Raw genomic sequence first — 23,328 nt, 5'->3', positions numbered from 1 at the left:
TGGGCGGAGAGGGTCCTGACCTCGCGCGGCGAGATGTTGCGGAGGCTCTGCGGGGCCTCTGCGGGGCCTCTGCAGGCCGCAGGAACGTCCCGTACCGCGCGCGCGACGTGGACCTTTGGCATCGTGACCTCCAGGACGTGACAGGGGGTGGCGCGGTGCTGGGCGAGGAACGGCAGATCAAGGTGCTCGTGGTCGAGGACGATCCCGACGCCGCCGTGTACGTCCGCACGGTGCTGCAGCGCACCGGCGGCATGGAGGTCACGGTGAGCGACGACGGCGCGGTGGCCCTGGAGCTCCTGCGGGCCGAACGCTTCGACCTGCTGGTCACCGACATCGAGCTGCCCGGCCTGTCCGGCCTGGAGATGGTGCGCGCGCTGCGGGCCGACGGGCTGCGCATCCCGGTGATCGTCATGACCGCCTACGCCAGCGTGGACTACGCGATCGAGGCGCTGCGCGACGACGTGGACGAGTTCCTCGTCAAGCCGCTCGACTCGGCCCGCCTCGTCGAGCGTGCCCGTGCGCTCGTCGAGGAGGCGCGTCGCGCCGGGACACCGACCCCGAAGGAGCGGGTCCTGGCGGTGGGTGCCCACCCCGACGACGTGGAGATCGGTGTGGGCGCCACCCTGGCGGCGCACCGCGCGGCGGGCGACGACGTCACGGTGCTGACGCTGTCCCGCGGGGCGGTGGGCGGGCAGGCGTCCTCCCGGGCGGACGAGGCCGCCGCCGCCGCGGCCGTGATCGGCGCCGACCTGCTGCTGCTCGACTTCGAGGACACCCGCCTGGAGCCGATCGCCGCGGTGATCCGGGCGATCGAGGACGTCGTCGAACGCATCTCGCCGAGCATCGTGTACACGCACTCCGCGAACGACCGTCACCAGGACCATCGGGCGGTGCACCAGGGCGTGGACGTGGCGGCCCGGCGGGTGCCGACGGTGCTGTGCTTCCAGAGCCCGTCGGCCACGATCGACTTCAAGCCCGCCCGGTTCTCACCGGTCGACGACCACATCGAGACCAAGCTGCGCATGCTCGCCGCGTTCAGCTCCCAGGCCGGCCGGGACTACATGCAGCCCGAGGTCGTACGGGCGACGGCGCGCTACTGGTCCCGGTTCGGCATCGGGTCCTACGCCGAACCCATGGAGGCGCTGCGCGCGGTCGGTCGGCTCGGGCTGATGGTCGGGGACCACTCGGGCGTGCGCGGCCACGACCAGGGAACGTCCCACTGATGAAAGGACGCACGATGACACGGGTGCTGGTGACCGGCGCCGGGGGACCGGCCGGCGTGGCCGTCGTCCGCTCGCTGCTGGCGCGCGGCGACGTCGTCGTCCACGCGGCCGACATGGACCGCTGGGCCAGCGGGATCTACCTGGTGGAGGCCGACCGGCGCCGCCTCGTCCCGCCGGGCCTCGCCGAGGAGTTCGTGGACGAGGTCGTGGCGATGTGCGAGCGCGACCGCATCGAGGTGCTGTTCGCCACGGTGGACGTCGAGCTGCCGCGCCTCGCCGCGGCACGCGACCGCCTCGAGGCCGTCGGCACGGTGCTCGCCTCCCCGTCGGCGGCCACCCTGGACACGGCGCTCGACAAGCTCGCCCTGGCGCGCGCCTGCGAGGGACACCTGCGGGTGCCGCGCACCGAGCTGCTCGGAGCCTGCGGGTACGACGACGACTGGACGTACCCGGTGATCGTCAAGCCGCGTCGTGGTGCGGGGTCGCGTGGGGTGCGACTCGTCACCGACCACGCCGAGCTCCTCGCGGTGAGCGCGACGGAGGACCTGCTCGTCCAGGAGCTCCTGCCCGGCGAGGAGTACTCCGTGGACGTCCTGGCCGACCTCGACGGGCACGTCGTGGCCGCCGTGCCGCGCGCACGGCTGCGCGTGGACTCGGGGGTGTCCGTCGCGGGGGTCACGCTTCACGACGACGAGCTCGTGGACACCGCGTCCGCCGTCGCCCGCGTCATCGGCCTGACCACGGTCGCGAACGTCCAGCTCAAACGGGACGCCGACGGCCGGCCCGCCCTGCTGGAGGTCAACCCGCGGTTCCCCGGCGCGATGCCCCTGACGGTCGCGGCGGGCGTCGACATGCCGTCGCTCACGCTCGACGCCGTCCTCGGCAGGCCCGTCCCCGAGCACGTCGACTTCCGCGAGGTCGCCAACGTGAGGTTCCTGGAGGACCGGTTCCTGGAGCCGCAGGACGTCCTGCCCGCCCGGGAGACCGGCGACCCGGCAGGTCGGGCGTGAGCGCGCCCGGCGCGGCACGCGGCCCCGTCCCGGGAGACGTCGACCTGCGCGGCGACCACCACGTGCACTCCACGTTCTCCGACGACGCGCACAGCACGCCGGCCGAGAACCTCGCCGCCGCGCACGAGCGAGGCCTCGCCGAGATCCGGATGGTGGAGCACGTGCGCTCCACCTCCACGCACGTCCCGGCCTTCCTCGCCGCCGTGGCCGCGCTCGCCGTCCCCGCCGGCCTGACGGTCCGCACCGGGGTGGAGGCGAAGATCCTCGACACCGCCGGGACCGTCGACGCCCCCAGGGCCGTGCTCGCCGCCCTCGGGTCGAGCGACGGGCCCGGCCGGGTGCTCCTCGCCGACCACCAGCTCCCCGGCCCCGACGGACCGTGGTCCCCGCGGACCGTCCGGGAGCGCCTCGACGCCGGCCTCGCGCCGTCCGACGTCGTGGACCACCTCGTCACCGCCTACGTCGCGGCCCTCGCCCGCACCGGGCCCGCCCAGCTCGCCCACCCCTTCTCGATCCTGCCGAAGGTCGGTCTGGGCGAGGACGACGTCGACGAGGACCACCTGGCAGCACTGACCGTCGCGCTGCGGGACGCCGACGGCGCCGTCGAGGTCAACGAGAAGTGGCGCTGCCCCGGGCCGAGGGTCGCGGCGGCGCTGCAGGCGGGCGGCGTGCCGCTCGTCGCGTCCACCGACGCCCACCACGCCCGCGACGTCGGCGCCTACCGATGGCTGGCGGGCACCGATGGCTGACGTCCTGCTGCGGGTCCTGGAGATCCTGTGCATCGTCGCGGTCGCGTTCGGTGCGATCCCCGTGCTCGTGGGCGTCTACCAGTACCTCTTCGTGCCCGTCCACGCCCTGCGCAACCACTGGCCCCGCTCCGCGCCGTACCTGCCGCGCGTCGTCGTCGTCCTGCCCGCCTGGAACGAGGGCGCCGTGCTGGAGGCGTCCCTCGAACGCCTCATGCACCTCGAGTACCCGCCGGAGCGCCTGCGCGTCCTGGTCGTCGACGACGCCAGCACCGACGACACACCCGTCGTGGCCCGCGCGATGGCCGCCCGCCACCCCGGACGCATCCTCCACCTGCGCCGCGAGCAAGGAGGCCAGGGCAAGGCCCACACCCTCAACCACGGCATCGCCACGGCGCTCGCGGACGACTGGATGGAGGCGCTGCTCGTCATGGACGCCGACGTCATCTTCGCGCCCGAGTCGTTGCGTCGCATGACCCGGCACCTGGCCGACCCCGAGGTGGGCGCGGTCACCGGCTACATCGCCGAGGGCAGCCGCCGCCCCGCCTCGGTGGCCCGGTTCATCGGCTACGAGTACGTCGCGGCACAGGCGGCGGCACGTCGGGCCCAGAACGTGCTCGGCGCGATGGCGTGCCTGGCCGGCGGGGCGCAGCTGCACTCACGGGCCAACCTCGTGGCCGTCGGCGGCGCGATCGACACCACGACGCTCGCCGAGGACACCTACACCACGTTCCTCACCCAGCTGGGCGGCAAGCGGGTGGTGTTCGACCCGACCGCGCACGTCCTGGCCGAGGAGCCCGCCTCCGTGCAGGCGCTGTGGAAGCAGCGGCTGCGCTGGGCCCGGGGCAACATCCAGATCACCTCCCGGTTCCGCAAGGTGTGGTTCCGTCCGTCGCGCGAGCACCGGCTCGGGTCCGTCTCGTTCGGGGTCATCTGGTTCTCGGTCCTCGGGCTGCCCGTCGCGGCGGTCCTCGCCTCGCTCGGCCTGGTGACGCTGCACCTGCTCGACGACGTCGCCGCGCTCGAGCTGTTCACGATCCTGTGGTGGGTGGCCGTGCTCGCCTACGTGTACGTCACGATGCTCACCCTGCTCATCGATCCCCGCACCGCCAGGCGCGCCTGGTTCGAGGGCCTGACCTTCCCGGGCCTCGGGGCGATCGTCGTCATGGTGGCGGCGTGGCGGCCCGACACCTGGCTCGGATTCGTCGGGATCGAGGTCACCGGGACCACGCACGTCGTCATCCTCTACGTGCTCTACGCGTGGCCGATGGTCGCGATGTGCCTGGCGTGGCTGCTCAAGCTCCTCGACGGGGTGCTGCCCTGGCGGTGGATCACCAGCCTCCTGCTCTACGTGATCGGGTTCGGACCGCTGCTGTGCGCGATCTCCCTGGACTCCTACGTCAAGGAGATCACCGGCGCCGCGACCACCTGGGACAAGACCGAGAAGACGGGCAGGGTCATGGGATGACCGGACGACACGGCCGCGCGCCGCAGGACAGGCCCGCCGAGGAGCGCTCCGCCTGGTGGGCCACGCTGACCGACGACGCCCTGGACGACGAGACCGAGAGCAACCGACGCCGCGAGCGCTGGCTCCTCCTGGCCGCGCCGATCGCCCTGGCCACGACCGCCGTCGTCCTGGTGCTGCACGGCGGGCCGAACGTGACATGAGCGCGCAGGACCACTTCCCCCGCTTCGATCCCGTCCGCACGGTCTGGGCGTCGCTGGACTCCGTCTTCAAGCGGCAGGTCCCGTTCGCCCTGATGTACCTGGTGGCGCTGGTCGTGGTCCCGTTCGCCCTCGACCAGGTGGACGTCCCCGGGCTCGTCGTCGCCGGGATCTTCGTCGAGGTCGCGGTCCTCGTCGCGGCGTATTGGCTGCCGTGGCACCGCTGGCCCCTGGCCGCGCAGCACAGCCTTCCCCTGGGCTCCGTCGTCGCGGTGGTGCTCCTCGAGCGCGGGTGCTCCTCGAGCGCCGTGTTCCTCACGGCGCTCGTGCTCGTGCCGGTCAGCACCCTGGCCTGGACCGATGGCCGACGCGGCGTGGCGCTCGCGACCGGTGCTGCCGTGGCCGCCGTGCTGACCCCGATGCTCTGGTTCGACGACCTGGAGTTCCCGGAGGGCACGCTCGTCCGGGCGGTGCTGATACCCCTGGTGGCCTTCGCGCTCGCGTCCTTCGTGGCCGCGGCGGCCGACAACCTGCGTGCGCACGCCGAGGGGCAGAAGGCGCTGGCCGACCAGCTGCGCACCTCCCGTGACCTGATGGCGGGACTCGTGGAGGCGGCCACCGAGCAGGCCATCATCGCGACCGACTCCGGTGGCGTCATCGAGGTGTTCAACCGGGGCGCCGAGAACCTGTCCGCGCGGACGGCCGAGGAGATGATCGGCCACTCCGTGGTGGAGATGCGCCTGGCGGAAGAGCTCGACGCCGCGGTCGAGGAGGCCGGCCGGCAAGCCTCCGCGGGCTCGGCCCGGGATGCCGCCGCCCGCTTCGCGGTCATCGTCGGTCAGGCGGCCACGGGCGGGGTGCACGTGCGCGACTGGACCTACCTGCGCCACGGTGAACCCGCCGGGACCGTGCGCCTCACGGTCACCCGTCGCGTGCCGCTGCCCGGCGAGGATCACGGCGGCTACCTCTTCGTCGCCACCGACATCACGGCACAGGTGGAGTCCGAGCGGGCGAAGGACGAGTTCCTCGGGTACGTGAGCCACGAGCTGCGCACGCCGATCTCCGCGGTGCTGGGCTACGTCGAGCTCCTCGGGCTCGACGACGCGAACCTGACCGACGAGCAGCGCTGCTACGTCGAGGTGATCGAGCGCAACGCGCAACGGCTGCTGCACCTGGTCGACGACCTCCTGCTCCGCGCGCAGGTCGACGCGGGACGGTTCGTCGTGCGGCCGGAGCCCGTCGACCTGGCGGAGGTGGTGGCCGCGTCCGTGCGGTCCGCGGCACCCTTCGCCGCCTCGCACCAGGTCACCCTGCTGGACGGCACGGCCGCGGCGGTCCCGCTGGCGGCCGACCCCGTGCGGCTCGCGCAGATGGTGGACAACCTGCTCTCCAACGCCCTGAAGTTCACCCTCGCCGGAGGACGCGTGGTCGTTCGTGCCGCGCTGCGTCGCGCCCCGGACCTGGCCCCCGAGGCCGTCCTGGAGGTGACGGACACCGGGGTGGGGATCCCTGCGCAGGAGGTCCGCCAGCTCACCGACCGGTTCTTCCGAGCCTCGACGGCCACGCAGCGACGGCTGCCCGGCGTCGGCCTGGGACTGTCGATCACGAAGGCGATCGTCGACGCCCACGGTGGTGAGCTGTCGATCAGCAGCGAGGAGGGCGTGGGCACCACGTTCACCGTGACGCTCCCGGCCGGGACCGCCCCGACCTCCGGGCCGGTGTGAGGCTCACTCGGCGAGCCAGGCCTGTACCTGTGCGTCGTCGGGCATCCGGGCGTCACCGATGACGTGCGGCACCACGCGGGAGTAGTAGTCCGTGACAGGACCGTCGGACTCGCGCACGAGGCACCCGGCGGCCACGCCCCCGATCACCCAGGAGCCGAGCACGACGTGGTTGCCGTCGAGCTCCGGGACGCGCACGTGCTGCTGGTAGACCAGCGGCTGGTCGCCGTAGGCGCCGTCGTGCACGACGTCGCCGGCGGGCGTGTGGATGGCGACGTTGTCGCCCTCGCGGCCCCACAGCGGCTTGGCGACCCACGAGGTCAGGTCCCGGGGCTCACCGAGGTAGGCGGGCAGCAGGTTCGGGTGGCCGGGGAAGAGCTCCCACAGGACGGGCAGGATCGCCTTGGTGGACAGCAGCAGCTTCCACGGCGGTTCCAGCCACTGCACCGGGGTGAGCTCGTCGCGGTCCAGCACGTGCGCGCCGAACGGCTCGTGGAGCATGTCCTCCCAGGGGTACAGCTTGAACGCGGCGCGCACGGGCAGGTCGAAGTCGTCGACGAACCGGCGGCCCTCGGGCGCCTCGTGCCAGCCGAGCTGCTCGACCGGGTGGCCGTACGTGCGCACGCCGGCCATCGCGGCGGTGTCACGCAGGTAGGTGACCGTCATCTCCTCCTCGCCGGAGTCGTCGGCGGTCGAGTGCAGGAAGTGGACGCCGTCGGCGTACCGGCCGGCTCCCAGCGCCTCGGCCCACCAGCGCACCAGGCGGTCGTGCACCGAGTTCCACTGGTCGCGGTACGGGAAGACGTCCTCGAGCCAGCGCCACTGCGCGACCGCGGTCTCCACCAGGCCCGTGGGCGTGTCCCCGTTGATCTCGAGCATCTTCGCCGGCCCGACGCCGTCGTGGACGAGGTCGAAGCGGGCGTACACCGACGGGTCACCGCGGTCCAGCGACTCCTTGGCCAGCGCGAGCGCGCCGCCGGGCAGGCACAGGTCGGCGTCGGAGTAGCGGCGCACCATCTCCCGCGCCGCCTCGAGGCACATCCCGTACAGCTCGTCGGTGGCGGCCTCGAGGCGTTCGACCTCGGCCAGGGAGAACTCGTACCAGGCGGCCTCGTTCCAGTAGGGCACCGTCGACCCTGTGCCGTCCGCGCCGGTCACCGGGGTGACGGGGAAGACGAGCCCCTGGGACTCGACGGTCTCGCGCCAGCGCAGGCGCGGGGCGATGGCGTGCCGACGCATCAGGCGATGGAGGCGACGACGACGAGCGAGACCGCGACGATGACACCGGCGCTCACCGCCGCCAGGGGCGCGACGGCGCCGGGGATCGTGACCTCCTCGCCGAGGGTCCCCGGGGTGACCGCGTCGACGAGCCGCCACGCCAGGGCCTGCAGCAGCACCCCGACGAGGCTGAACGCGACGGTCCAGGCCAGCGCGGTGCCGAACGCGGAGTCGGCGTTGGTCCAGATCGCGGTGAAGACGATCAGGCCCTGCGCCACCATCCAGGTGGCCGCGACGAGGGCGGCCGAGTGCGAGGTGCGCAGGTGCTCGCCGAGCCTGCCCGGGGTGAGCAGGTCGAGGACCTTCCACGAACCGATGAGCACGAGCGTGCCGACGACGCAGTAGGCGGCGCCGTAGGCGAGGGCGGTAAGGAGGTCGGTCACGTCGGGCCTTTCGGGTGGGGGACGCGGAGGAGCAGATCAGGAGCCGGACTTGCCGCTGCCGCCGAAGCCGCCGCGGGAGACGCTGCCACCGTCGGAGGACACCCCGCCCTTGGCGGTCGTACCGCGCAGCGTGGAGGAGTCGTAGGTGCCCGAGGTCGTCACGTAGGAGGATCCGACCGCCGGGGCGCGGGACCCGGCGCGCACGTAGTACCAGTAGTGGCCGCCGCCGCCGCTGCTGCCGCCGTGGTAGTCGTCGTCGTCCTCGTCGCACAGGTCGTCGTCGACCCGCAGCTCGGTCTCCGGGTCGACGCAGATCGCGCGGTTGTCCGCCTCGGGGGAGCAGCCGGTCAGCGACGCGGCGACCAGGGCGGTCACACCGAGCGTGACCGAGACGCTGCGCATGCGGCGGGGCGTGGACGTCACGGGTGGGCCTCCGGCGAGGTGGTGCGTCGGGCGGTCCGCAGCAGCGGCACGCCGACGGCGAGGGACAGGGCGACGACGAGCAGGGAGACGCCGCTGAGGTCGAACAGGGACACGACGAGCACGACGGCGAAGACCGCGGTGGCGAGGCCAGGCACGACGATCCGCGCCAGCGGGCGGGCGCGGGCGCCGTCGGGGTAGGGGTAGCGCAGCGTGGCCAGGGCGGTGACGAGGTAGTACCCGGACACCAGGACGGCGGTGGCCGCGACCGAGTCGTAGAGCACGGACTCCGAGACGAGCACCAGCAGCACGTACAGGCCGACGGACGCGAGGGCGAAGATCCACGTCGACGTCGAGGGCGTGCCGTACCGGGAGACGGCGGCGAGACGCGGCGACCCCACGCCGTCGCGCCCCATCGCCAGCATGGTGCGCGTGGTGGGCAGGACGGTCGTCTGGGCGGAGGCCAGGCCGGACAGGAGCACGGCGGCCACGAGCACCTTGCCCCCGGTGGTGCCCATGAGGTCGCCGGCGAGCAGGACGAAGAAGTCGTCGTCGGCGACGTCGGCCAGCCGCTCCGTGCCGGCCCAGCTGATCGCCGCCCAGGTCACCACGACGTACAGGACCACCAGGACGCCGTTGGCGGCGAGCGCGGCGAAGCCCGGCGTCCCGCGCGGGTCGTCGGACTCCTCGTTGGTGGAGAAGGACGAGTCCCAGCCCCAGTAGAGGAACACCGCGGCGAGGAACGCCGTGCTCCAACCGGCCGCGCCGCCCGTCCCGGTCGCCTGGAGCGTGGGCCACGTGAGCTGGTCGGCCTCGGCGAGCGCGCGCGCGGCGAACCACAGCAGGGCGGCGAGCTCGACGGCGACGAGGACCGCCTGGAGGCGAGCGGCCACCTGGATGCCGCGGTAGGCCAGCCAGGACATGACGACGATCCCGACGGTGCCGACGACGGCGCGGGCGACGGGCGAGGCGGCCAGCTCCTCGGCGCCGAGGAGCTCGAGGGCGTAGATCGCGGTGACCAGGGCGAGGTTGGCCATCACCAGCAGGCACGCGGCGATGGTCAGCCAGCCGGACGTCGCGCCGGTCAGCGGGCCGATCGCGCGGCGCGCCCAGGTGTAGGCGGTGCCGCAGTCCGGCTCCTGGCGGTTGAGCTCGCGGAAGCACAGGGCGACGAGCACCACGGGCACGGCCGAGAGCAGCAGCGCGGTCGGTGCGGCCGTGCCGACCGCGGCGGCCAGCACCCCGACGGTGACGGCCAGCGAGTAGGCGGGCGCGGTGGACGCGATCCCGAAGACCGACGAGTCGAACCGGGAGACGACGCCGCGGCGCAGTCCCGGCCGGTCGGGGGCGGTGTCGACGGCGTCGATGCCGGCGGGGTTCATCGGGCCGTCCCGGACGGACCCTGGTGGTACTCCTCGACCGACTCCGGTACGGGGATGTCGAGCTTCTCGCACACGAGCGTGAGCATGTCGCGCACGTCGTCGACGTCGTCCTTGAGCTCCTCCTGCTCCTCGTGGGAGAAGAGGTGCGGGTCCTGCACCAGCCGGGCGGCCAGGCGGGCGGTGGCCAGCGCGATGAGCGCGACGCTGGAGACCATGAGCCACATGCTGGTGATGCGCCCGCCCACGGTGGCGGGGGAGAGGTCCCCGTAGCCCGCCGTCGACGCCGTCGTCACGGCCCAGTAGAGCCCGTCGAAGTAGCCGGTGTGCTCCAGCAGGGAGAAGAGCCCGGCGCAGACGGCGACGTTGACCCCGATCGCCATCACCACACGGCGCCCCGAGGCGCACCACCACGACGCGGCTCCGGCCACCTGCTTGAGCACCTGCTACACCCTTTCGTGCACGACGACGTCCGACCGCCCGGCCGGCCACCACGCTCCGGTGGAGCGTCGAGGGCGGCGGGGCGGGACGCACCTTAGCGGGTGGAACGTCCGTTTCGTGCACGGCGCCCGGGTGGTGGACGACGTACCCGTAGACTGGGGAAGATCCCCGTCTCTTCGTTCGTGAGGACACCCCCGCTTTGATCACCGCCCACGGCGTCGAGCTCCGTATCGGCGCCCGCGTCCTGCTGCACGAGGCCACGTTCCGGGTGGCCTCCGGCGACCGCATCGGTCTGGTGGGGCGCAACGGTGCCGGCAAGACGACGCTCACCAAGACCCTCGCGGGCGAGACGCTGCCCACCGGTGGCACCATCTCGCGCGGCAACGAGATCGGCTACCTGCCGCAGGACTCCCGCGCCGGCGACCTCGAGATGCTGGCCCGGGACCGGGTGCTGTCCGCGCGCGGTCTCGACCACGTCGTGACGCAGATGCGCGAGACGGAGGCGGCCATGGCGAGCGAGGACCCGGTGGTCCAGGCGGCCGCGATGGAGCGGTACCCGAAGCTGGAGACGCGGTTCCTCTCCGCCGGCGGGTACGCGGCCGAGTCCGAGGCGGCGCGCATCACCGGCAACCTGGGCCTCGACGAGCGCGTCCTGGGCCAGCCGCTGGGGACGCTGTCCGGCGGGCAGCGGCGCCGCATCGAGCTGGCCCGCATCCTGTTCTCCGGGGTGCAGACGCTGCTGCTCGACGAGCCGACCAACCACCTGGACGCCGACTCGATCGCCTGGCTGCGCGACTACCTCAAGGCGTACTCCGGCGGCTTCATCGTCATCAGCCACGACGTCGACCTGCTCCGCGCGACGGTGAACAAGGTGTTCCACCTGGACGCCAACCGGGGCGAGCTCGACCAGTACAACCTGGGGTGGGACGCCTACCTGGAGCAGCGCGAGCAGGACGAGCGCCGCCGTCGCAGGGAGCGCGCCAACGCCGAGAAGAAGGCGGGCGCGCTGCTCGCCCAGGCCGACAAGATGCGCGCCAAGGCGACCAAGGCGACCGCCGCGCAGAACATGATGAAGCGCGCCGAGCGCATGCTGTCCGGGCTGGAGGGCGAGCGTCGTGCCGACAAGGTGGCGCACCTGCGGTTCCCGAAGCCGGCTCCCTGCGGCCGCACCCCGCTGACCGCGACCGAGCTCTCGAAGAGCTACGGCTCCCAGGAGGTCTTCGCCGGGGTCGACCTCGCGATCGACCGTGGCTCGCGCGTGGTCATCCTGGGTCTCAACGGCGCCGGCAAGACGACGCTGCTGCGCATCCTCGGCGGTGTGGAGGCCCCCGACACCGGGGAGGTGCTGCCCGGTCACGGACTCAAGATCGGCTACTACGCCCAGGAGCACGACACGCTCGACATGTCGGTGACCGTGGTGGAGAACCTGCGCCACGCGGCACCCGACCTGACGGACACCCAGGTGCGCTCGGTCCTCGGTTCGTTCCTGTTCAGCGGCGACGACGCCGACAAGCCCACGCACGTGCTCTCCGGCGGCGAGAAGACGCGGCTCGCGCTGGCCACGCTGGTGGTCTCCAGCGCCAACGTGCTGCTGCTCGACGAGCCCACGAACAACCTGGACCCGGCCTCGCGCGCCGAGATCCTCGGGGCGCTGGACACCTACGAGGGTGCCGTCGTCATGGTCACCCACGACGACGGCGCGGTCGACGCGTTGCACCCGGAGCGGGTGCTCCTGCTCCCGGACGGCGACGAGGACCTGTGGTCGGACGACTACGCCGAGCTGGTGTCGCTGGCCTGAGGCCTCGTCGCCGACGGTGCCTGCGAGGCCGCGTCGACGAGGGCGTCCTCGTGCTCCTCGTCGACCCGGCGTCGGCGGGTGCGCTCGGGCCGTGAGCCGCCGTGGGGGTCCTCGGCGGCGATGAGCTGACCGGCGGTCACCGAGGCCTCCCGGGTCTCACGACGCCACAGGGCGACGTACCCGCCGACCGCACCGAGCGCGAAGATCGCCCACTGGAACGTGTAGCTCAGGTGGGAGCCGGGGTCGGTGTCCGGGCGGGGCAGCGCGACGGGCGTCACCGCGGCGGCGGGGTCCTCGCTGCGGAGCTGACCGTAGGCGCCCACGGTGGCGCCCTGCGGCAGACCGGCCGGGTCGGGACCCGAGGCGAGCACCTGGTCGGTGTTGATCGCCGCCACCGTCGACTGGTTCGCGTCGTGCTCCGACGCGGGCTCGTCGGCCCGCAGCGTCACCGTCACGGTCACCTGGCCCGCGGGCGGGTCCGGCACGGAGGCCGGCTCGCTGGCGTCCTGACCCAGGGGCACGAACCCCCGGTCGACCACCAGCACGACCGGTTCGCCGTCCAGCTCGGTGCGCAGCGGGACCAGCAGGTGGAAGCCGGGCGTCGAGTTCACGGGCCGGTTGCGCAGCAGCACGGTGCGCTCCGGCAGGTACTCGCCGACGACGACGGCGGGACGCCACACGTCGTCGTCGGCGAGCACGTCACCGGGCCCGTCCAGGACGTCCGCGAGCGGCACCGGTGCGGCGGAGTAGTTGGTCTCGACGAGGGCGATCTGGGCCTGCCGGTCGGTGTACCGGTGCCACTGCCAGAAGGCGGCGAGCACGCAGAGCGCGGCGAGCAGCACCGCGGCCAGACCGAGCGTGACCCACTGCCGGCGGGTCCTCCTCACACGCGCTCCAGGTCCTCGACCGGCACGGTCTGCTTCCAGAACCCCCGGGCCCCCAGGAACGACTCCAGGTGCTGCCGGTGGTCGTCGCACGCCAGCCAGACCTTTCGCCGTTCGGGGGTGTGCAGCTTGGGGTTGTTCCACAGCAGGCCCCATCGGGCCTCGCCGCGGCAGCCCTTGGCGGAGCACACCAGGGTGCCGGCGTCGACGGGGTCGGCGCCCAGTCCGAGAAGGTCCATCAGGCGCTCGCCGCCGGGTCGTCGGTGCGTGCCGGGGGCATGGGCGTGCCGGGCTCCTCGTGGTCGACGACGCGGTGGGAGGGGGTGGGGACGTCCTGGCCCGCCTCGATCTCGCGGGGTGCGCGGGGGAGCACGGCCTCGGTGTCGCGCTCGCTGCGGTCCCGGCCGGCGTTGGCGAAGACGACGGCCGTGTAGGGCAGGACGACCGCCCCGGCGATGCACACCCACAGGAGCCAGCCCTTGGCGAACAGCGCCGCGACCAGGATCAGCACGACGCGCGTGCTCATCTGCCAGAAGTAGCTGCGCATGCGACGCCACTGGTCCTCGGCGAGGTTGGCCGGGACGCTCGAGATCGAGTGCACCTGCGGGTCGGACGTGCTCACCTCGTCAGTCTACGGCCGGGCGGAGGCGGTGACGTCTTTGGAGGAATCCGACAAGCGGGCCGGGTGACATGTGACGGCGCCGCACCGCGGGCGCGGCTGTTCTGCGGGGTACGGTCGCTGCGGCGCACGGACGTGCGCCCGGGCCATGTCCCGTCGTCGAGAGGAGCAGCCCGTGGCAGAGCAGGAAGCAACCGGTGGGCGCGTCGTGGTCGTGACCGGGGCCGCCCGCGGGATCGGCCGGGCGATCGCCGAGCGTTTCGTCGCGGCGGGGGACACCGTGGCCACGATCTACCGCGGCGGGGACCTGCCCGAGGGCGTGCACGGGTTCGTGGCGGACGTCACGCAGACCGCGGCGGTGGACGCCGCCTTCACCGAGATCGAGCAGACGCTCGGGGCGCCGGCCGTCCTGGTCGCCAACGCCGGCGTCACCCGCGACCAGCTCCTCATGCGCATGAGCGACGACGAGTTCGAGCAGGTCGTCGACGTCAACCTGACCGGGACGTTCCGCTGCGTGCGGCGCGCCTCCAAGGCCATGATCCGGGCGCGGTCGGGACGCATCGTCCTCATCGGCTCGGTCGTCGGCCTGTACGGCGGGCCCGGCCAGGTCAACTACTCCGCCACGAAGGCCGCCCTGGTGGGCATGGCCCGCTCCATCACGCGCGAGCTCGGCGGACGCGGCATCACGGCGAACGTCGTGGCCCCCGGGTTCGTCGAGACCGACATGACCGCCGCGCTGCCCGAGGAGACCCAGAAGCGCTACCAGGCGTCCATCCCCGCCGGTCGCTTCGCCACCACGGACGAGGTCGCGGGGGTCGTGGAGTTCCTCGCCTCGGACGCCGCGGCCTACGTCTCGGGCGCCGTGGTGCCCGTCGACGGCGGGCTCGGCATGGGGCACTGAACTGTCCAACGGGCCAGGTGCCCGATACGCTCCACCCAGAACTTCACGGAAAGGTCACCATGGCTCTGCTCGACGGCAAGAAGCTGCTCATCACGGGCGTCCTGACGGACAGCTCCATCGCGTTCCACGCGGCCCGTCTCGCTCAGGAGGAGGGCGCCGAGGTCGTCCTGACGTCCTTCGGACGTCAGATGAAGCTCACCCAGGCGTTCGCGAAGCGGCTCCCCGTCACGGCTCCGGTCGTCCAGCTCGACGTCACCAGCGACGACGACCTCGCCTCCCTGGCCGACCAGGTGCGCGAGCACACCGACCGGCTCGACGGCGTCGTGCACTCGATCGGGTTCGCGCCGCAGAGCGTCATGGGGGGCAACTTCCTGTCGGCCGGGTGGGACGACGTCGCCACGGCGATCCAGATCTCCACGTTCTCCTACAAGTCGCTCATCACCGCGGCCAAGCCGCTCATGGGCGACGGCGGGGCCTACGTCGGCCTGACGTTCGACGCCGGGTTCGCCTGGCCGGTCTACGACTGGATGGGCGTGGCCAAGGCCGGGCTGGAGTCGGCGAACCGCTACCTGGCCCGCGACCTGGGCCCGGACGGCATCCGCGCCAACCTGGTCTCGGCCGGCCCGATCCGCACCACGGCGGCCAAGTCCATCCCCGGCTTCGCGGCCATGGAGGACAACTGGCCCCAGCGTGCGCCGCTCGGCTGGGACCAGACGACGGCCGAGCCCGCAGCCCGCGCCGTGGTCGCCCTGCTGTCCGACTGGTTCCCCGCGACGACCGGCGAGATCGTGCACGTCGACGGCGGCGTGCACGCCATGGGGCAGTGAGCTCCCCCTCATGAAGCAGCCGAAGCATGCGGACGACGCCCCGGTCCCGGGGCGTCGTCTGGTGCTGCTCAGGCACGCCAAGGCCGAGCCCGCCTCCGGCACGATCCCGGACTTCGACCGGCCGCTGGCCCTGAACGGTCGGCGGCAGGCGAGCGGGGTCGGCATGGCGCTGACGGCCGCCGGTCTCGTGCCCGAGCTGGTCCTGGTGTCGTCCGCGCTGCGGACCCGGCAGACCTGGGACCTCGCCCGTGGGCACCTCGGTGGTCACCCGAAGGTGCCCGTCGAGCTCCACGACGACCTCTACGCCGCGAGCATCGGCGACGTGCTCGATCTCGTGCGCGGGGTGGACCCGGCGATCAAGACGCTGCTCGTCGTCGGCCACGAACCCACGATGGCCGCGACGGCCGCCTACGTCGCCGACAAGTCGTCCGACGACGCGGCGCTCGCCCAGGTGCGGGTGGGCGTGCCCACGGCGACCTTCTCGGTGCTGTCGGCGACCAAGCAGCCGTGGCAGGAGTGGGGCAAGCGGTCCGCCCGTCTGGTGCGGGTGGGCCGCCCGAGCTGACGTCCGGGCTGCGCCCGGGCCGGCACGGTGCGGGCGCCGGGGGCCGGCGAGGACCTGCTACGACCGGCGGGAGTCGACCTCGTCGACGATCCGCAGCACCTCGTCGAGCCGCGGCCCGTCGATGCTGTGGGGAGCCTGCTCGCGGACCAGCGGCTTGGCCGCGAACGCGATCCCGACGCCGGCCGCACCGATCATGTCGAGGTCGTTCGCGCCGTCCCCGACGGCGACCGTCGCGTCCATGGTCAGGTCGAGCTCGGCCGCCCACCGGCGCAGGGTGGCCTCCTTGCGGGCCCGGTCCACGACCGGGCCCACCGTGCGCCCGGTGAGCACGCCGTCGGCGACCTCGAGGTGGTTGGCCTCCCACCGCGTGATGCCGTGGTCCGCGGCGAGCGGGGCGAGGATCTCGGCGAAGCCGCCGGAGACGAGCCCGAACTCCCACCCTCGCCGGTGCACCTCCACGACGAGCTCCGCGGCGCCCGGGGTGAGGACGACGGCGTCGCGCACCGCGTCGAGCGCGGCCACGGGCACCCCGCGCAGGGTGGCGACCCGTGCACGCAGCGAGGCGGCGAAGTCGAGCTCGCCGCGCATGGCCCGCTCGGTGACCGCCGCGACCTCGTCGCGGGTCCCGGCGTGCTCGGCGATGAGCTCGATGACCTCCTGCGTGAGGAACGTCGAGTCGACGTCGGTCACGACGAGCCTGCGGGTGGCGGCCTGGTCGGACGGGCGGGACAGCGGCGCGGACGGGGCGCGGTCAGGCAACGTGGGTACCCTTCGGGACGACGGTGATCCCCGAGTCGGTGACGGTGAAGCCGCGTGCCCGGTCCTCCTCGTGGTCGACGCCGATCCGGGCACGCTCGTCCACCACCACGAACTTGTCGAGGATGGCGCGATGGACCTGGGCGTGCCGGTGCACCTGGACGTCGTCCATCACCACCGAGTCGGTGACGGTCGCCCAGGAGTGCAGGTGCACGCCCGGGGACAGGATGGACCCTGCGACGGTGGCGCCGGAGACGAGGACACCAGGTGAGACGATCGAGTCTGCCGCGTGACCGAGGCGCCCCGGCCCGGCGTGGACGAACTTCGCCGGCGGCAGGCCCGTGTACCCGGTGAGCAGCGGCCAGTCGGAGTTGTAGAGGTTGAAGACGGGCTGGACGGCGATGAGGTCCTTGTTCGCGTCGAAGTACGCGTCGATGGTCCCGACGTCGCGCCAGTAGTCACGGTCCCGATCGGTGGACCCGGGCACGTCGTTGCGGATGAAGTCGTACACGCCGGCCGTGCCCTCGTCCACGAAGGCGGGGATGATGTCGCCGCCCATGTCGTGGCGGGAGTCCGGGTTGCTCGCGTCCTTGGTGACCGCCTCGACCAGGGCGTCGGAGTCGAACACGTAGTTGCCCATCGAGGCGAGCACCTCGGTGGGGGAGTCGGGCAGCCCGACAGGGTTGACGGGCTTCTCCAGGAACTCGCGGATCCGGGTCGGGTCGTCGGGCTGGACGTCGATGACGCCGAACTGGTCGGCCAGGGCGATCGGCTGCCGGATGGCCGCGACCGTGGCGCGGGCGCCCGACTCGACGTGGGCGTCCACCATCTGGGAGAAGTCCATGCGGTACACGTGGTCCGCGCCGACGACCACGACGATGTCGGGCCGTTCGTCGTCGATGATGTTCAGGCACTGGTAGATGGCGTCCGCAGAGCCGAGGTACCAGTGCTTGCCGACCCGCTGCTGCGCGGGGACGCTGGAGACGAAGTTCCCCAGCAGCGAGGACATGCGCCACGTCTTGGAGATGTGCCGGTCCAGCGAGTGCGACTTGTACTGGGTCAGCACGATGACGTGCAGGTAGTGGGAGTTGATGACGTTCGACAGGGCGAAGTCGACCAGGCGGTAGATCCCCCCGAACGGCACCGCCGGTTTGGCCCGCTGCGCGGTGAGGGGCATCAGTCGTTTGCCCTCCCCGCCTGCGAGGACGATGGCCAGGACCCGAGGATGTGACGACGCCATGGCACCGACCCTAGGACCTCGGGGGACCTGATGCCGCACGACGCGACGAAACAGCGCTACCTTGACGTGCGTGAGCACCCTGCCGAGGATCGACCTGCTGACCCGCGAGTACCCGCCCCACGTCTACGGGGGCGCCGGCGTCCACGTCGCCGAGCTCGCCACCGTGCTGCGCCCGCACGCCCGGGTGCGCGTGCGCTGCTTCGACGGACCTCGGGGTGACGTCGACGGCGTGACCGGCTACGACGAGCCCGCGACCCTCTCGGGCGCGAACGCCGCGCTGCGCACGCTGGGCGTCGACCTGGCGATGGCCGCCGACACCGACGGCGCCGACGTCGTGCACTCGCACACCTGGTACGCGAACATGGCCGGGCACCTGGGCGGACTGCTGCACGGCGTCCCGCACGTGGTCACCGCGCACTCGCTCGAGCCGTTGCGCCCCTGGAAGGCCGAGCAGCTCGGCGGCGGGTACGCCGTGTCGAGCTGGGCGGAGCGGACGGCGTACCTGGGGGCGTCCGCGGTGATCGGCGTGTCCGCGGGGATGCGTGCCGACATCCTGCGCTGCTACCCGGAGCTCGACCCCGCCCGGGTGCACGTGGTGCACAACGGCATCGACCTGGACGGCTGGGTGCGCCCGGACGACGACGACGTCGCGCGCGTCGCAGCGGCACGAGGCATCGACGTCGACCGCCCGGCCGTGGTGTTCGTCGGTCGGATCACCCGGCAGAAGGGGCTGCCGCACTTCCTGCGGGCGGCGGCGCTGCTGCCGCCGGAGGTCCAGGTGGTGCTCTGCGCCGGTGCACCGGACACCCCCGAGATCATGGCCGAGGTGCGCGAGCTGGTCGACGCCCTGCGGGTGGCCCGCGGCGGCGGTCCGCAGGCGGGCGTCGTCTGGATCGAGGAGATGCTGCCCCGGCCCGAGCTGTGCGCGGTGCTCGCGGCCTCCACCGTGTTCGTCTGCCCGTCCGTCTACGAGCCCCTCGGCATCGTCAACCTCGAGGCCATGGCCGTCGGGCTGCCCGTCGTGGCGTCCGCCACGGGCGGCATCCCCGAGGTCGTCGACGACGGCGTCACCGGCCGTCTCGTGCCGATCGACCAGGCGGACGACGGCACGGGCACACCCCTGGACCCGGAGCGCTACGAGCGCGACCTCGCGGAGGCTCTCACCGCCGTCGTCGGCGACCCCGCCCGAGCCGCGGACATGGGTGCCGCGGGCCGGCGTCGCGCCGCCGAGCACTTCTCCTGGTCCGCGATCGCCGAGCGCACGATGGACGTCTACCGCGCGGTGCTGGACGGATGAGGGCGGGACGTGACCGTTCGTCCCGCTCGCTCTGGCAGGGTGTGCGAGCCTTCCCGCTGAGTCCGGAGGAGAAGGTGCGTCCCGCGGCGTTCCTGCGCGCCGGCACCGTGGACGCGACCACGCTGCTTGTGCTGCGGGTCCTGCGTCGTGCGGTGTGGCCGATGATCACCGCCGGTGCGGCGTTCGCGTGGGTGAACGGCGACTTCACGGCACAGTCGCTGGAGATGATGTCGAGCCCGCAGCAGTTCGTCGCCGCGGTGCTGTCGCCGCTGGTGCTGTTCGCCCTGGGCTGGGCCCTGCGGATCGTCGTGAACCTCACGGGCCTGGTGCTCGCGGCGCCGTTGGCGATGGGAGCGTGGGTGGCCGGCACCGAGGCGGTGTCCCGGGGCCGCCGGCTCATGGACCTCGCGTACCTGTCGGCCGGCTACCGGTCGGTGCGCTGGTCGTACGCGGTGCAGCAGGAGGCCGTGCGCCGCTGCGGCACGCTGGGACGCCAGCTCTGGTGGCTCGAGACCGTCGGCCGGATCGCGCTGCCGGTCTCGATCGCCGTCCTGGTGTGGGTGCTCGTCCGGGACGTCGCCGCACTGTCCGACCTCTCGGACCCCTGAGGCGCTCGTGCCAGGGCCTCAGCCCGAGCTTCGCGACGACCGCGCCGCACCGAGCAGGTCGCGGGCGCGCGCGTCGGGCAGGTAGCACCGCAGGAGCGCCAGCCCCACGAGGGGAAGCGTCGCCGGCTCGGGCACGACGAGGCTCAGCGGCACGTCGCGCGGCTGGAACTTCTTCTTGAACCGGTGCAGGGAGTCGAAGCCGTACAGCGGTTCCAGGGTCGCCGCGAGCTGGTCCAGCACGGATCCGATCCCGCCGGCGGTGGTGTCGTCGCCGTGGGCGAGGGGGCTGCCCGACAGGGACGCCGTCAGGGCCCCCTCGTCGCGGAAGGCGGTGAGCGCCGACGCGATGAGCAGCTCCATCGTGTAGCGGAACGACTCGGGCGCACGGCGCATCACGTCGAGCGTCCAGCCCACGACCTCGCCGCCCGGGGCGTGCACCGGCAGCCAGCTCGTCACGCCGTGCACCCGTCCGTCCTCGTCGACGGCCAGCCCCACGCGCACCGCGGGGTCCATCGCCTCGCGCACGCCCCCGAGGGTGAACGCCATCTCGGGCAGGTCGCTGTCGCCGAGCCACGCCTCGGAGATCGCACGCACCTGGTCCTGGACGTCCGCGGGCTCCTCGGCCAGGGTGACGAGCCGGTGGGACACGCCCTGCTTGGCCGCCTGGTTGACGGCGGTGCGGACGTCCTGCCACTTCTTGCCGCGGAACTCCAGACCCGGCAGGTCGATGACGGCCTCCTGGGCGACGGTCACCACCGTCCAGCCGCGGTCGGCGGCGAGGGCCGCCAGCTCGGGGCCGGCGGAGAAGAAGCAGCTGCCGAGCCCGGCCTCCCGCGCCGACTCGACGAAGGCGTCGACCAGCTCGGCCCGGCCCGCGGGGCCGTCCCCGACCGGGTCGGTGAGGGCGACCGCCACCCCCGCGTGGACCTGGTGGGCGACGTAGCCGTCGAGCCCGACCGGCGACCACCGGTCGTTGCCGTCCCACGTCGTCATCCACGACAGGCGTTGCGCCGCACCGAAACGCCGGAGCGCGTCCTGCGCGGCCTGCTGGTCGATCGTGTCCCCGGTGCCGGGCCGGGCATGACGCCGGTTGCCGAACGCGGAGCGCCGCACCACCAGCAGCGCCAGCGCGCCGCCGTCGAGCAGCAGCATCAGGACGACGAGCGGCAGGTCGTGGCGGTCGAAGGCCGCCGCCGCGACAGCCGCGAGCACCTCCAGCACGAAGGACAGCGCGGTCAGCAGGACCGCGAGCCGCCACCACGAGCGGCGGCCGCGCAGCAGGCCCAGCGCCAGGACCAGGTCGACGGTGACGGACACGAGCCCGGACGGCCAGTCCTCGCCGCCGAACGTCCCGAGCGGGCCGCCGGAGTCGGAGGCGAACGTGCCCAGGAGCACCAGCAGCGCCGAGATCGCGAAGTAGCCGGCGGCGTTCACCCGGGCGGTCTGCATCCGCCCCGTCGTCGTGCGACGGTCGAGCCGGGCGCCGAGCAGAGGGCGGGCGAGCAGCAGTCCCGCGAGCCAGCCGATCAGGTGCTCGACGTCGGCGATCCCGCCCCAGACGACCAGCGCCCCGAGGATGTACACCGTGAGGACGGCCGAGGCGCGGAACCGCCAGGGCTGGGCCAGGCTGAGCACCAGCACCGTGGTGGCACCCACGGTGCCCGCGCTGAAGCCCACGTCCAGCTCGGACGCGGTGCGCTGAGCCCAGCCCCAGTCGGTACGGGTGAGCAGAGCCAGGCCCCCCGCCGTCCCGACGACCCCGACGAGCTGGGTCACGACCGTGGCGATGGCCGTGCGCCGGGTGCCCAGCCGGATCTCGGTCCAGCCGACGAGCAGCAGGAACACCCCGGCGACGGCGACGTACTCGGCGGGCAGCAGCGCGAAGAAGGAGCCCGTCACGGGCGTCCACCAGTGCCCCTCGGCGAACGCGGGAGCGCCGAAGGCCACGACGTCGAACCACGGATGGTCCTCGAACGGGGTCCACAGGGCGCCGGTGACCACACCGAGCACCAGCATGACGCCCACCACGCTCAGGGTGAACGGCATCCTGGCCAGGAACGCGACCCATGCCGGTCGTCGCCGGACGTCCTGCTCGCTCTCGGTCGTCAGGGGGTCGGTCGCGTCCATGCGGCTCCTCGGGCGCTCGTCGTCGAGGCCGAACGTACGACGTCGAGCCTCCCGTCGCCCGTCGAGGCGGAGGTTCGGTCAGAGTTCCGCCCGGGTTCACGGCGACGTCGCCCCCGGTCGGCACCCTGAAAGGGAAGGCACCCGACCCCGGAGGTTCCCGTGACCCTGTCCCGCACCCGCCCGTCCCGGACCGTCCGGGCCATCGCCGTCGTGGCGCTCGCCGCGACGCTCGCCACCGGCGCCGCGTCCGTCGCCGACGCCGGGTCACCGCCCGTGCCGGAGCGCGTCACGCTCTCGCCCACGCAGGACCCGGCGACCTCCCAGACGATCACCTGGCGCACGGCGACGGCCACCGGCTCCACGGTCCAGCACGTGCCTGCCACGGGCGGTGACGTCGTCACGACGACCGGCGTCGGCACCGGTCGGGCCGGTGGCGGCCACTACCACCGAGCCACCCTGTCCGGCCTGCAGCCGGGCACGGCGTACCGCTACCGGGTGGGCGACGGCTCGACGTGGAGCGCCTGGACCGACCTGACCACGGCCGGCACGCCGGGTGAGCCGTTCCGGTTCCTCTACTTCGGTGACGTGCAGAACGACATCACGGCGGGCGCAGCGCCCGTGGTGCGCGCCGCGTACGCCGCCGTGCCCGACGCGAAGGTCGCCGTGCACGCGGGCGACCTCATCAACCACGCCGAGGACGACGCCGAGTGGGGCGAGTGGTACGCGGCCCAGGGCACGGCCGCCGCGACGGTCAACCACGTCACCGCGATCGGCAACCACGAGTACGAGACGTGGGACCAGTCGGAGTTCTGGAGCCAGCAGTTCCCCGGCGCGGGCAACGGCCCGGACGACGCGGACCTCGGTGGCACCGTCTGGTACACGGACTACCAGGGTGTGCGGTTCGTCGCCCTGAACTCCAACTACACCAACGCGCCGTGGCTGGACGTCAAGGACTGGATGGAGGACCAGGAGGCGTGGCTCGACGGCGTCCTGGAGGACAACCCGAACCGCTGGACGGTGGTGGCGTTCCACCAGCCCGTCTTCGCGAACTCCGAGGGTCGCAGCGGGGCCGTGGTGCGCCGGTTCTGGCTCGACGTCTTCGAGGAGCACGACGTCGACCTCGTGCTGCAGGGCCACGACCACTCCTACGGACGGGGCGGGCTGCGCACGAACGAGACGTCCCGGGCCGGGGTGACCGAGGGGCCGGTGTACGTGGTGGCGGTGACCGGACCGAAGATGTACGAGCCGTCGCCCCTCGACTGGACGCTGGGCCGGGCACGGGTGCGCACCCAGCTCGGCGACACGCAGACGTTCCAGGTCGTGTCCGTCACCGACGACCGCCTCGACTACGAGGCGCGGACCGCCGACGGTCGGGTGGTCGACGCCTTCGAGGTCGACCGGTCCTCGGGCGACAAGGTCGTGCGCGACCGGTGAGGCGGC

General features: G+C 73.0%; 24 protein-coding genes. 13 read left to right on the top strand and 11 right to left on the bottom strand.

What is annotated here, in order from left to right; genetic code table 11:
* Positions 1–155: 155 nt before the first annotated feature.
* Genes ACNHYB_RS04130 through ACNHYB_RS04105 form a run of 6 tightly spaced genes read left to right on the top strand, consistent with a single transcriptional unit; the run spans position 156 to position 6,368 of the window.
* Positions 156–1,223 (top strand): response regulator, encoded by a 1,068-nt coding sequence (locus ACNHYB_RS04130; RefSeq protein WP_418277115.1) that lies wholly within the window; start codon positions 156–158, stop codon positions 1,221–1,223.
* Between the two features lie 14 nt (positions 1,224–1,237).
* A complete protein-coding gene (locus tag ACNHYB_RS04125) occupies positions 1,238–2,233 on the top strand; it encodes an ATP-grasp domain-containing protein (protein ID WP_418277114.1) in 996 nt (331 codons plus the stop codon).
* Entirely contained in the window at positions 2,230–2,982 is a 753-nt protein-coding gene (locus ACNHYB_RS04120; protein WP_418277113.1) for a PHP domain-containing protein, read from the top strand. Before ACNHYB_RS04125 ends, ACNHYB_RS04120 begins: the two co-directional genes overlap by 4 nt.
* Positions 2,975–4,447: a glycosyltransferase gene (locus ACNHYB_RS04115; protein WP_418277112.1), complete on the top strand. Its 1,473-nt coding sequence runs from the start codon at positions 2,975–2,977 to the stop codon at positions 4,445–4,447. Before ACNHYB_RS04120 ends, ACNHYB_RS04115 begins: the two co-directional genes overlap by 8 nt.
* Positions 4,444–4,647, top strand: coding sequence for a hypothetical protein (locus tag ACNHYB_RS04110; RefSeq protein ID WP_418277110.1), 204 nt, complete (start codon positions 4,444–4,446; stop codon positions 4,645–4,647). Before ACNHYB_RS04115 ends, ACNHYB_RS04110 begins: the two co-directional genes overlap by 4 nt.
* On the top strand, positions 4,644–6,368 hold the full coding sequence (locus tag ACNHYB_RS04105; RefSeq protein ID WP_418277109.1) for a sensor histidine kinase: 1,725 nt from the start codon (positions 4,644–4,646) through the stop codon (positions 6,366–6,368). Before ACNHYB_RS04110 ends, ACNHYB_RS04105 begins: the two co-directional genes overlap by 4 nt.
* Positions 6,369–6,371: 3 nt before the next feature.
* Here the strand turns inward: ACNHYB_RS04105 and ACNHYB_RS04100 are convergent, their stop codons facing one another.
* Genes ACNHYB_RS04100 through ACNHYB_RS04080 form a run of 5 tightly spaced genes read right to left on the bottom strand, consistent with a single transcriptional unit; the run spans position 6,372 to position 10,268 of the window.
* Positions 6,372–7,604, bottom strand: coding sequence for a glutathionylspermidine synthase family protein (locus ACNHYB_RS04100; RefSeq protein ID WP_418277108.1), 1,233 nt, complete (start codon positions 7,602–7,604; stop codon positions 6,372–6,374).
* A complete protein-coding gene (locus tag ACNHYB_RS04095; RefSeq protein ID WP_418277107.1) occupies positions 7,604–8,026 on the bottom strand; it encodes a DUF350 domain-containing protein in 423 nt (140 codons plus the stop codon). The genes ACNHYB_RS04100 and ACNHYB_RS04095 overlap by 1 nt, the downstream gene beginning before the upstream one ends.
* Before the next feature lie 36 nt (positions 8,027–8,062).
* The gene (locus ACNHYB_RS04090; RefSeq protein ID WP_418277106.1) at positions 8,063–8,449 is read right to left on the bottom strand and encodes a tRNA-dihydrouridine synthase; all 387 of its coding nucleotides are present in this window, start codon (positions 8,447–8,449) and stop codon (positions 8,063–8,065) included.
* Complete coding sequence (locus ACNHYB_RS04085; RefSeq protein WP_418277105.1) at positions 8,446–9,828, bottom strand: APC family permease; 1,383 nt, start codon at positions 9,826–9,828, stop codon at positions 8,446–8,448. The genes ACNHYB_RS04090 and ACNHYB_RS04085 overlap by 4 nt, the downstream gene beginning before the upstream one ends.
* Positions 9,825–10,268 carry a potassium channel family protein gene (locus tag ACNHYB_RS04080; RefSeq protein ID WP_418277104.1) on the bottom strand — a complete coding sequence of 148 codons (444 nt, stop codon included), beginning with the start codon at positions 10,266–10,268 and terminating at the stop codon, positions 9,825–9,827. The genes ACNHYB_RS04085 and ACNHYB_RS04080 overlap by 4 nt, the downstream gene beginning before the upstream one ends.
* Before the next feature lie 197 nt (positions 10,269–10,465).
* Here ACNHYB_RS04080 and ACNHYB_RS04075 point away from each other — a divergent pair, with 197 nt between their 5' ends.
* Entirely contained in the window at positions 10,466–12,064 is a 1,599-nt protein-coding gene (locus ACNHYB_RS04075; RefSeq protein ID WP_418277103.1) for an ABC-F family ATP-binding cassette domain-containing protein, read from the top strand.
* On the opposite strand, the gene ACNHYB_RS04070 is transcribed toward ACNHYB_RS04075, so the two are convergent.
* The 3 genes from ACNHYB_RS04070 to ACNHYB_RS04060 are packed head-to-tail and all read right to left on the bottom strand — an operon-like array spanning position 12,037 to position 13,570.
* Positions 12,037–12,951: an SURF1 family protein gene (locus tag ACNHYB_RS04070; RefSeq protein ID WP_418277102.1), complete on the bottom strand. Its 915-nt coding sequence runs from the start codon at positions 12,949–12,951 to the stop codon at positions 12,037–12,039. The genes ACNHYB_RS04075 and ACNHYB_RS04070 overlap by 28 nt on opposite strands.
* Complete coding sequence (locus tag ACNHYB_RS04065) at positions 12,948–13,187, bottom strand: hypothetical protein (protein ID WP_418277101.1); 240 nt, start codon at positions 13,185–13,187, stop codon at positions 12,948–12,950. The genes ACNHYB_RS04070 and ACNHYB_RS04065 overlap by 4 nt, the downstream gene beginning before the upstream one ends.
* Positions 13,187–13,570, bottom strand: a complete 384-nt coding sequence (locus tag ACNHYB_RS04060; protein ID WP_418277100.1) for a DUF3099 domain-containing protein — start codon at positions 13,568–13,570, stop codon at positions 13,187–13,189. Before ACNHYB_RS04060 ends, ACNHYB_RS04065 begins: the two co-directional genes overlap by 1 nt.
* 145 nt (positions 13,571–13,715) lie before the next feature.
* Between ACNHYB_RS04060 and fabG the strand changes: the two genes are divergently transcribed.
* From fabG to ACNHYB_RS04045, 3 genes are read left to right on the top strand one after another with little or no spacing between them, the layout of a single operon-like run.
* Complete coding sequence (gene fabG / locus ACNHYB_RS04055) at positions 13,716–14,468, top strand: 3-oxoacyl-ACP reductase FabG (protein WP_418277099.1); 753 nt, start codon at positions 13,716–13,718, stop codon at positions 14,466–14,468.
* 59 nt (positions 14,469–14,527) lie between these two features.
* Complete coding sequence (fabI, locus tag ACNHYB_RS04050; protein ID WP_418277098.1) at positions 14,528–15,295, top strand: enoyl-ACP reductase FabI; 768 nt, start codon at positions 14,528–14,530, stop codon at positions 15,293–15,295.
* Positions 15,296–15,305: 10 nt separating this feature from the next.
* A complete protein-coding gene (locus ACNHYB_RS04045) occupies positions 15,306–15,860 on the top strand; it encodes a SixA phosphatase family protein (protein WP_418277097.1) in 555 nt (184 codons plus the stop codon).
* Between the two features lie 57 nt (positions 15,861–15,917).
* Here the strand turns inward: ACNHYB_RS04045 and serB are convergent, their stop codons facing one another.
* Both serB and glgC read right to left on the bottom strand, forming a co-directional pair.
* Positions 15,918–16,619, bottom strand: a complete 702-nt coding sequence (gene serB / locus ACNHYB_RS04040) for a phosphoserine phosphatase SerB (RefSeq protein ID WP_418277096.1) — start codon at positions 16,617–16,619, stop codon at positions 15,918–15,920.
* Positions 16,612–17,856, bottom strand: a complete 1,245-nt coding sequence (gene glgC, locus ACNHYB_RS04035) for a glucose-1-phosphate adenylyltransferase (RefSeq protein ID WP_418277095.1) — start codon at positions 17,854–17,856, stop codon at positions 16,612–16,614. The genes serB and glgC overlap by 8 nt, the downstream gene beginning before the upstream one ends.
* 70 nt (positions 17,857–17,926) lie before the next feature.
* Here glgC and glgA point away from each other — a divergent pair, with 70 nt between their 5' ends.
* Together glgA and ACNHYB_RS04025 are read left to right on the top strand one after the other, a co-directional pair.
* Entirely contained in the window at positions 17,927–19,153 is a 1,227-nt protein-coding gene (glgA, locus tag ACNHYB_RS04030) for a glycogen synthase (RefSeq protein WP_418277094.1), read from the top strand.
* On the top strand, positions 19,150–19,761 hold the full coding sequence (locus ACNHYB_RS04025) for a hypothetical protein (RefSeq protein WP_418277092.1): 612 nt from the start codon (positions 19,150–19,152) through the stop codon (positions 19,759–19,761). The genes glgA and ACNHYB_RS04025 overlap by 4 nt, the downstream gene beginning before the upstream one ends.
* Positions 19,762–19,779: 18 nt before the next feature.
* Here the strand turns inward: ACNHYB_RS04025 and ACNHYB_RS04020 are convergent, their stop codons facing one another.
* Positions 19,780–21,888, bottom strand: coding sequence for a bifunctional lysylphosphatidylglycerol flippase/synthetase MprF (locus ACNHYB_RS04020; RefSeq protein WP_418277091.1), 2,109 nt, complete (start codon positions 21,886–21,888; stop codon positions 19,780–19,782).
* Between the two features lie 159 nt (positions 21,889–22,047).
* On the opposite strand from ACNHYB_RS04020, the gene ACNHYB_RS04015 reads away from it, so the two are divergent.
* Positions 22,048–23,322 (top strand): fibronectin type III domain-containing protein, encoded by a 1,275-nt coding sequence (locus ACNHYB_RS04015; protein WP_418277090.1) that lies wholly within the window; start codon positions 22,048–22,050, stop codon positions 23,320–23,322.
* The last annotated feature ends 6 nt before the right edge of the window (positions 23,323–23,328 follow it).

This window comes from Isoptericola jiangsuensis (assembly GCF_048320105.1).
GTDB lineage: Bacteria > Actinomycetota > Actinomycetes > Actinomycetales > Cellulomonadaceae > Isoptericola > Isoptericola jiangsuensis_A.
Note: the sequence above shows the minus strand (reverse complement) of the source record. Positions and strands in the feature narration are given on the sequence as shown.

Excerpts from the sequence above, each read along its gene's own strand:
- ACNHYB_RS04125 (WP_418277114.1), top strand. The coding sequence starts at position 1,238 with ATGACACGGGTGCTGGTGACCGGCGCCGGGGGACCGGCCGGCGTGGCC.
- ACNHYB_RS04115 (WP_418277112.1), top strand. The coding sequence starts at position 2,975 with ATGGCTGACGTCCTGCTGCGGGTCCTGGAGATCCTGTGCATCGTCGCG.
- ACNHYB_RS04110 (WP_418277110.1), top strand. The coding sequence starts at position 4,444 with ATGACCGGACGACACGGCCGCGCGCCGCAGGACAGGCCCGCCGAGGAG.
- ACNHYB_RS04105 (WP_418277109.1), top strand. The coding sequence starts at position 4,644 with ATGAGCGCGCAGGACCACTTCCCCCGCTTCGATCCCGTCCGCACGGTC.
- ACNHYB_RS04100 (WP_418277108.1), bottom strand. The coding sequence starts at position 7,604 with ATGCGTCGGCACGCCATCGCCCCGCGCCTGCGCTGGCGCGAGACCGTC.
- ACNHYB_RS04085 (WP_418277105.1), bottom strand. The coding sequence starts at position 9,828 with ATGAACCCCGCCGGCATCGACGCCGTCGACACCGCCCCCGACCGGCCG.
- ACNHYB_RS04065 (WP_418277101.1), bottom strand. The coding sequence starts at position 13,187 with ATGGACCTTCTCGGACTGGGCGCCGACCCCGTCGACGCCGGCACCCTG.
- fabG (WP_418277099.1), top strand. The coding sequence starts at position 13,716 with ATGTCCCGTCGTCGAGAGGAGCAGCCCGTGGCAGAGCAGGAAGCAACC.
- fabI (WP_418277098.1), top strand. The coding sequence starts at position 14,528 with ATGGCTCTGCTCGACGGCAAGAAGCTGCTCATCACGGGCGTCCTGACG.
- ACNHYB_RS04045 (WP_418277097.1), top strand. The coding sequence starts at position 15,306 with ATGAAGCAGCCGAAGCATGCGGACGACGCCCCGGTCCCGGGGCGTCGT.
- glgC (WP_418277095.1), bottom strand. The coding sequence starts at position 17,856 with ATGGCGTCGTCACATCCTCGGGTCCTGGCCATCGTCCTCGCAGGCGGG.
- ACNHYB_RS04025 (WP_418277092.1), top strand. The coding sequence starts at position 19,150 with ATGAGGGCGGGACGTGACCGTTCGTCCCGCTCGCTCTGGCAGGGTGTG.
- ACNHYB_RS04020 (WP_418277091.1), bottom strand. The coding sequence starts at position 21,888 with ATGGACGCGACCGACCCCCTGACGACCGAGAGCGAGCAGGACGTCCGG.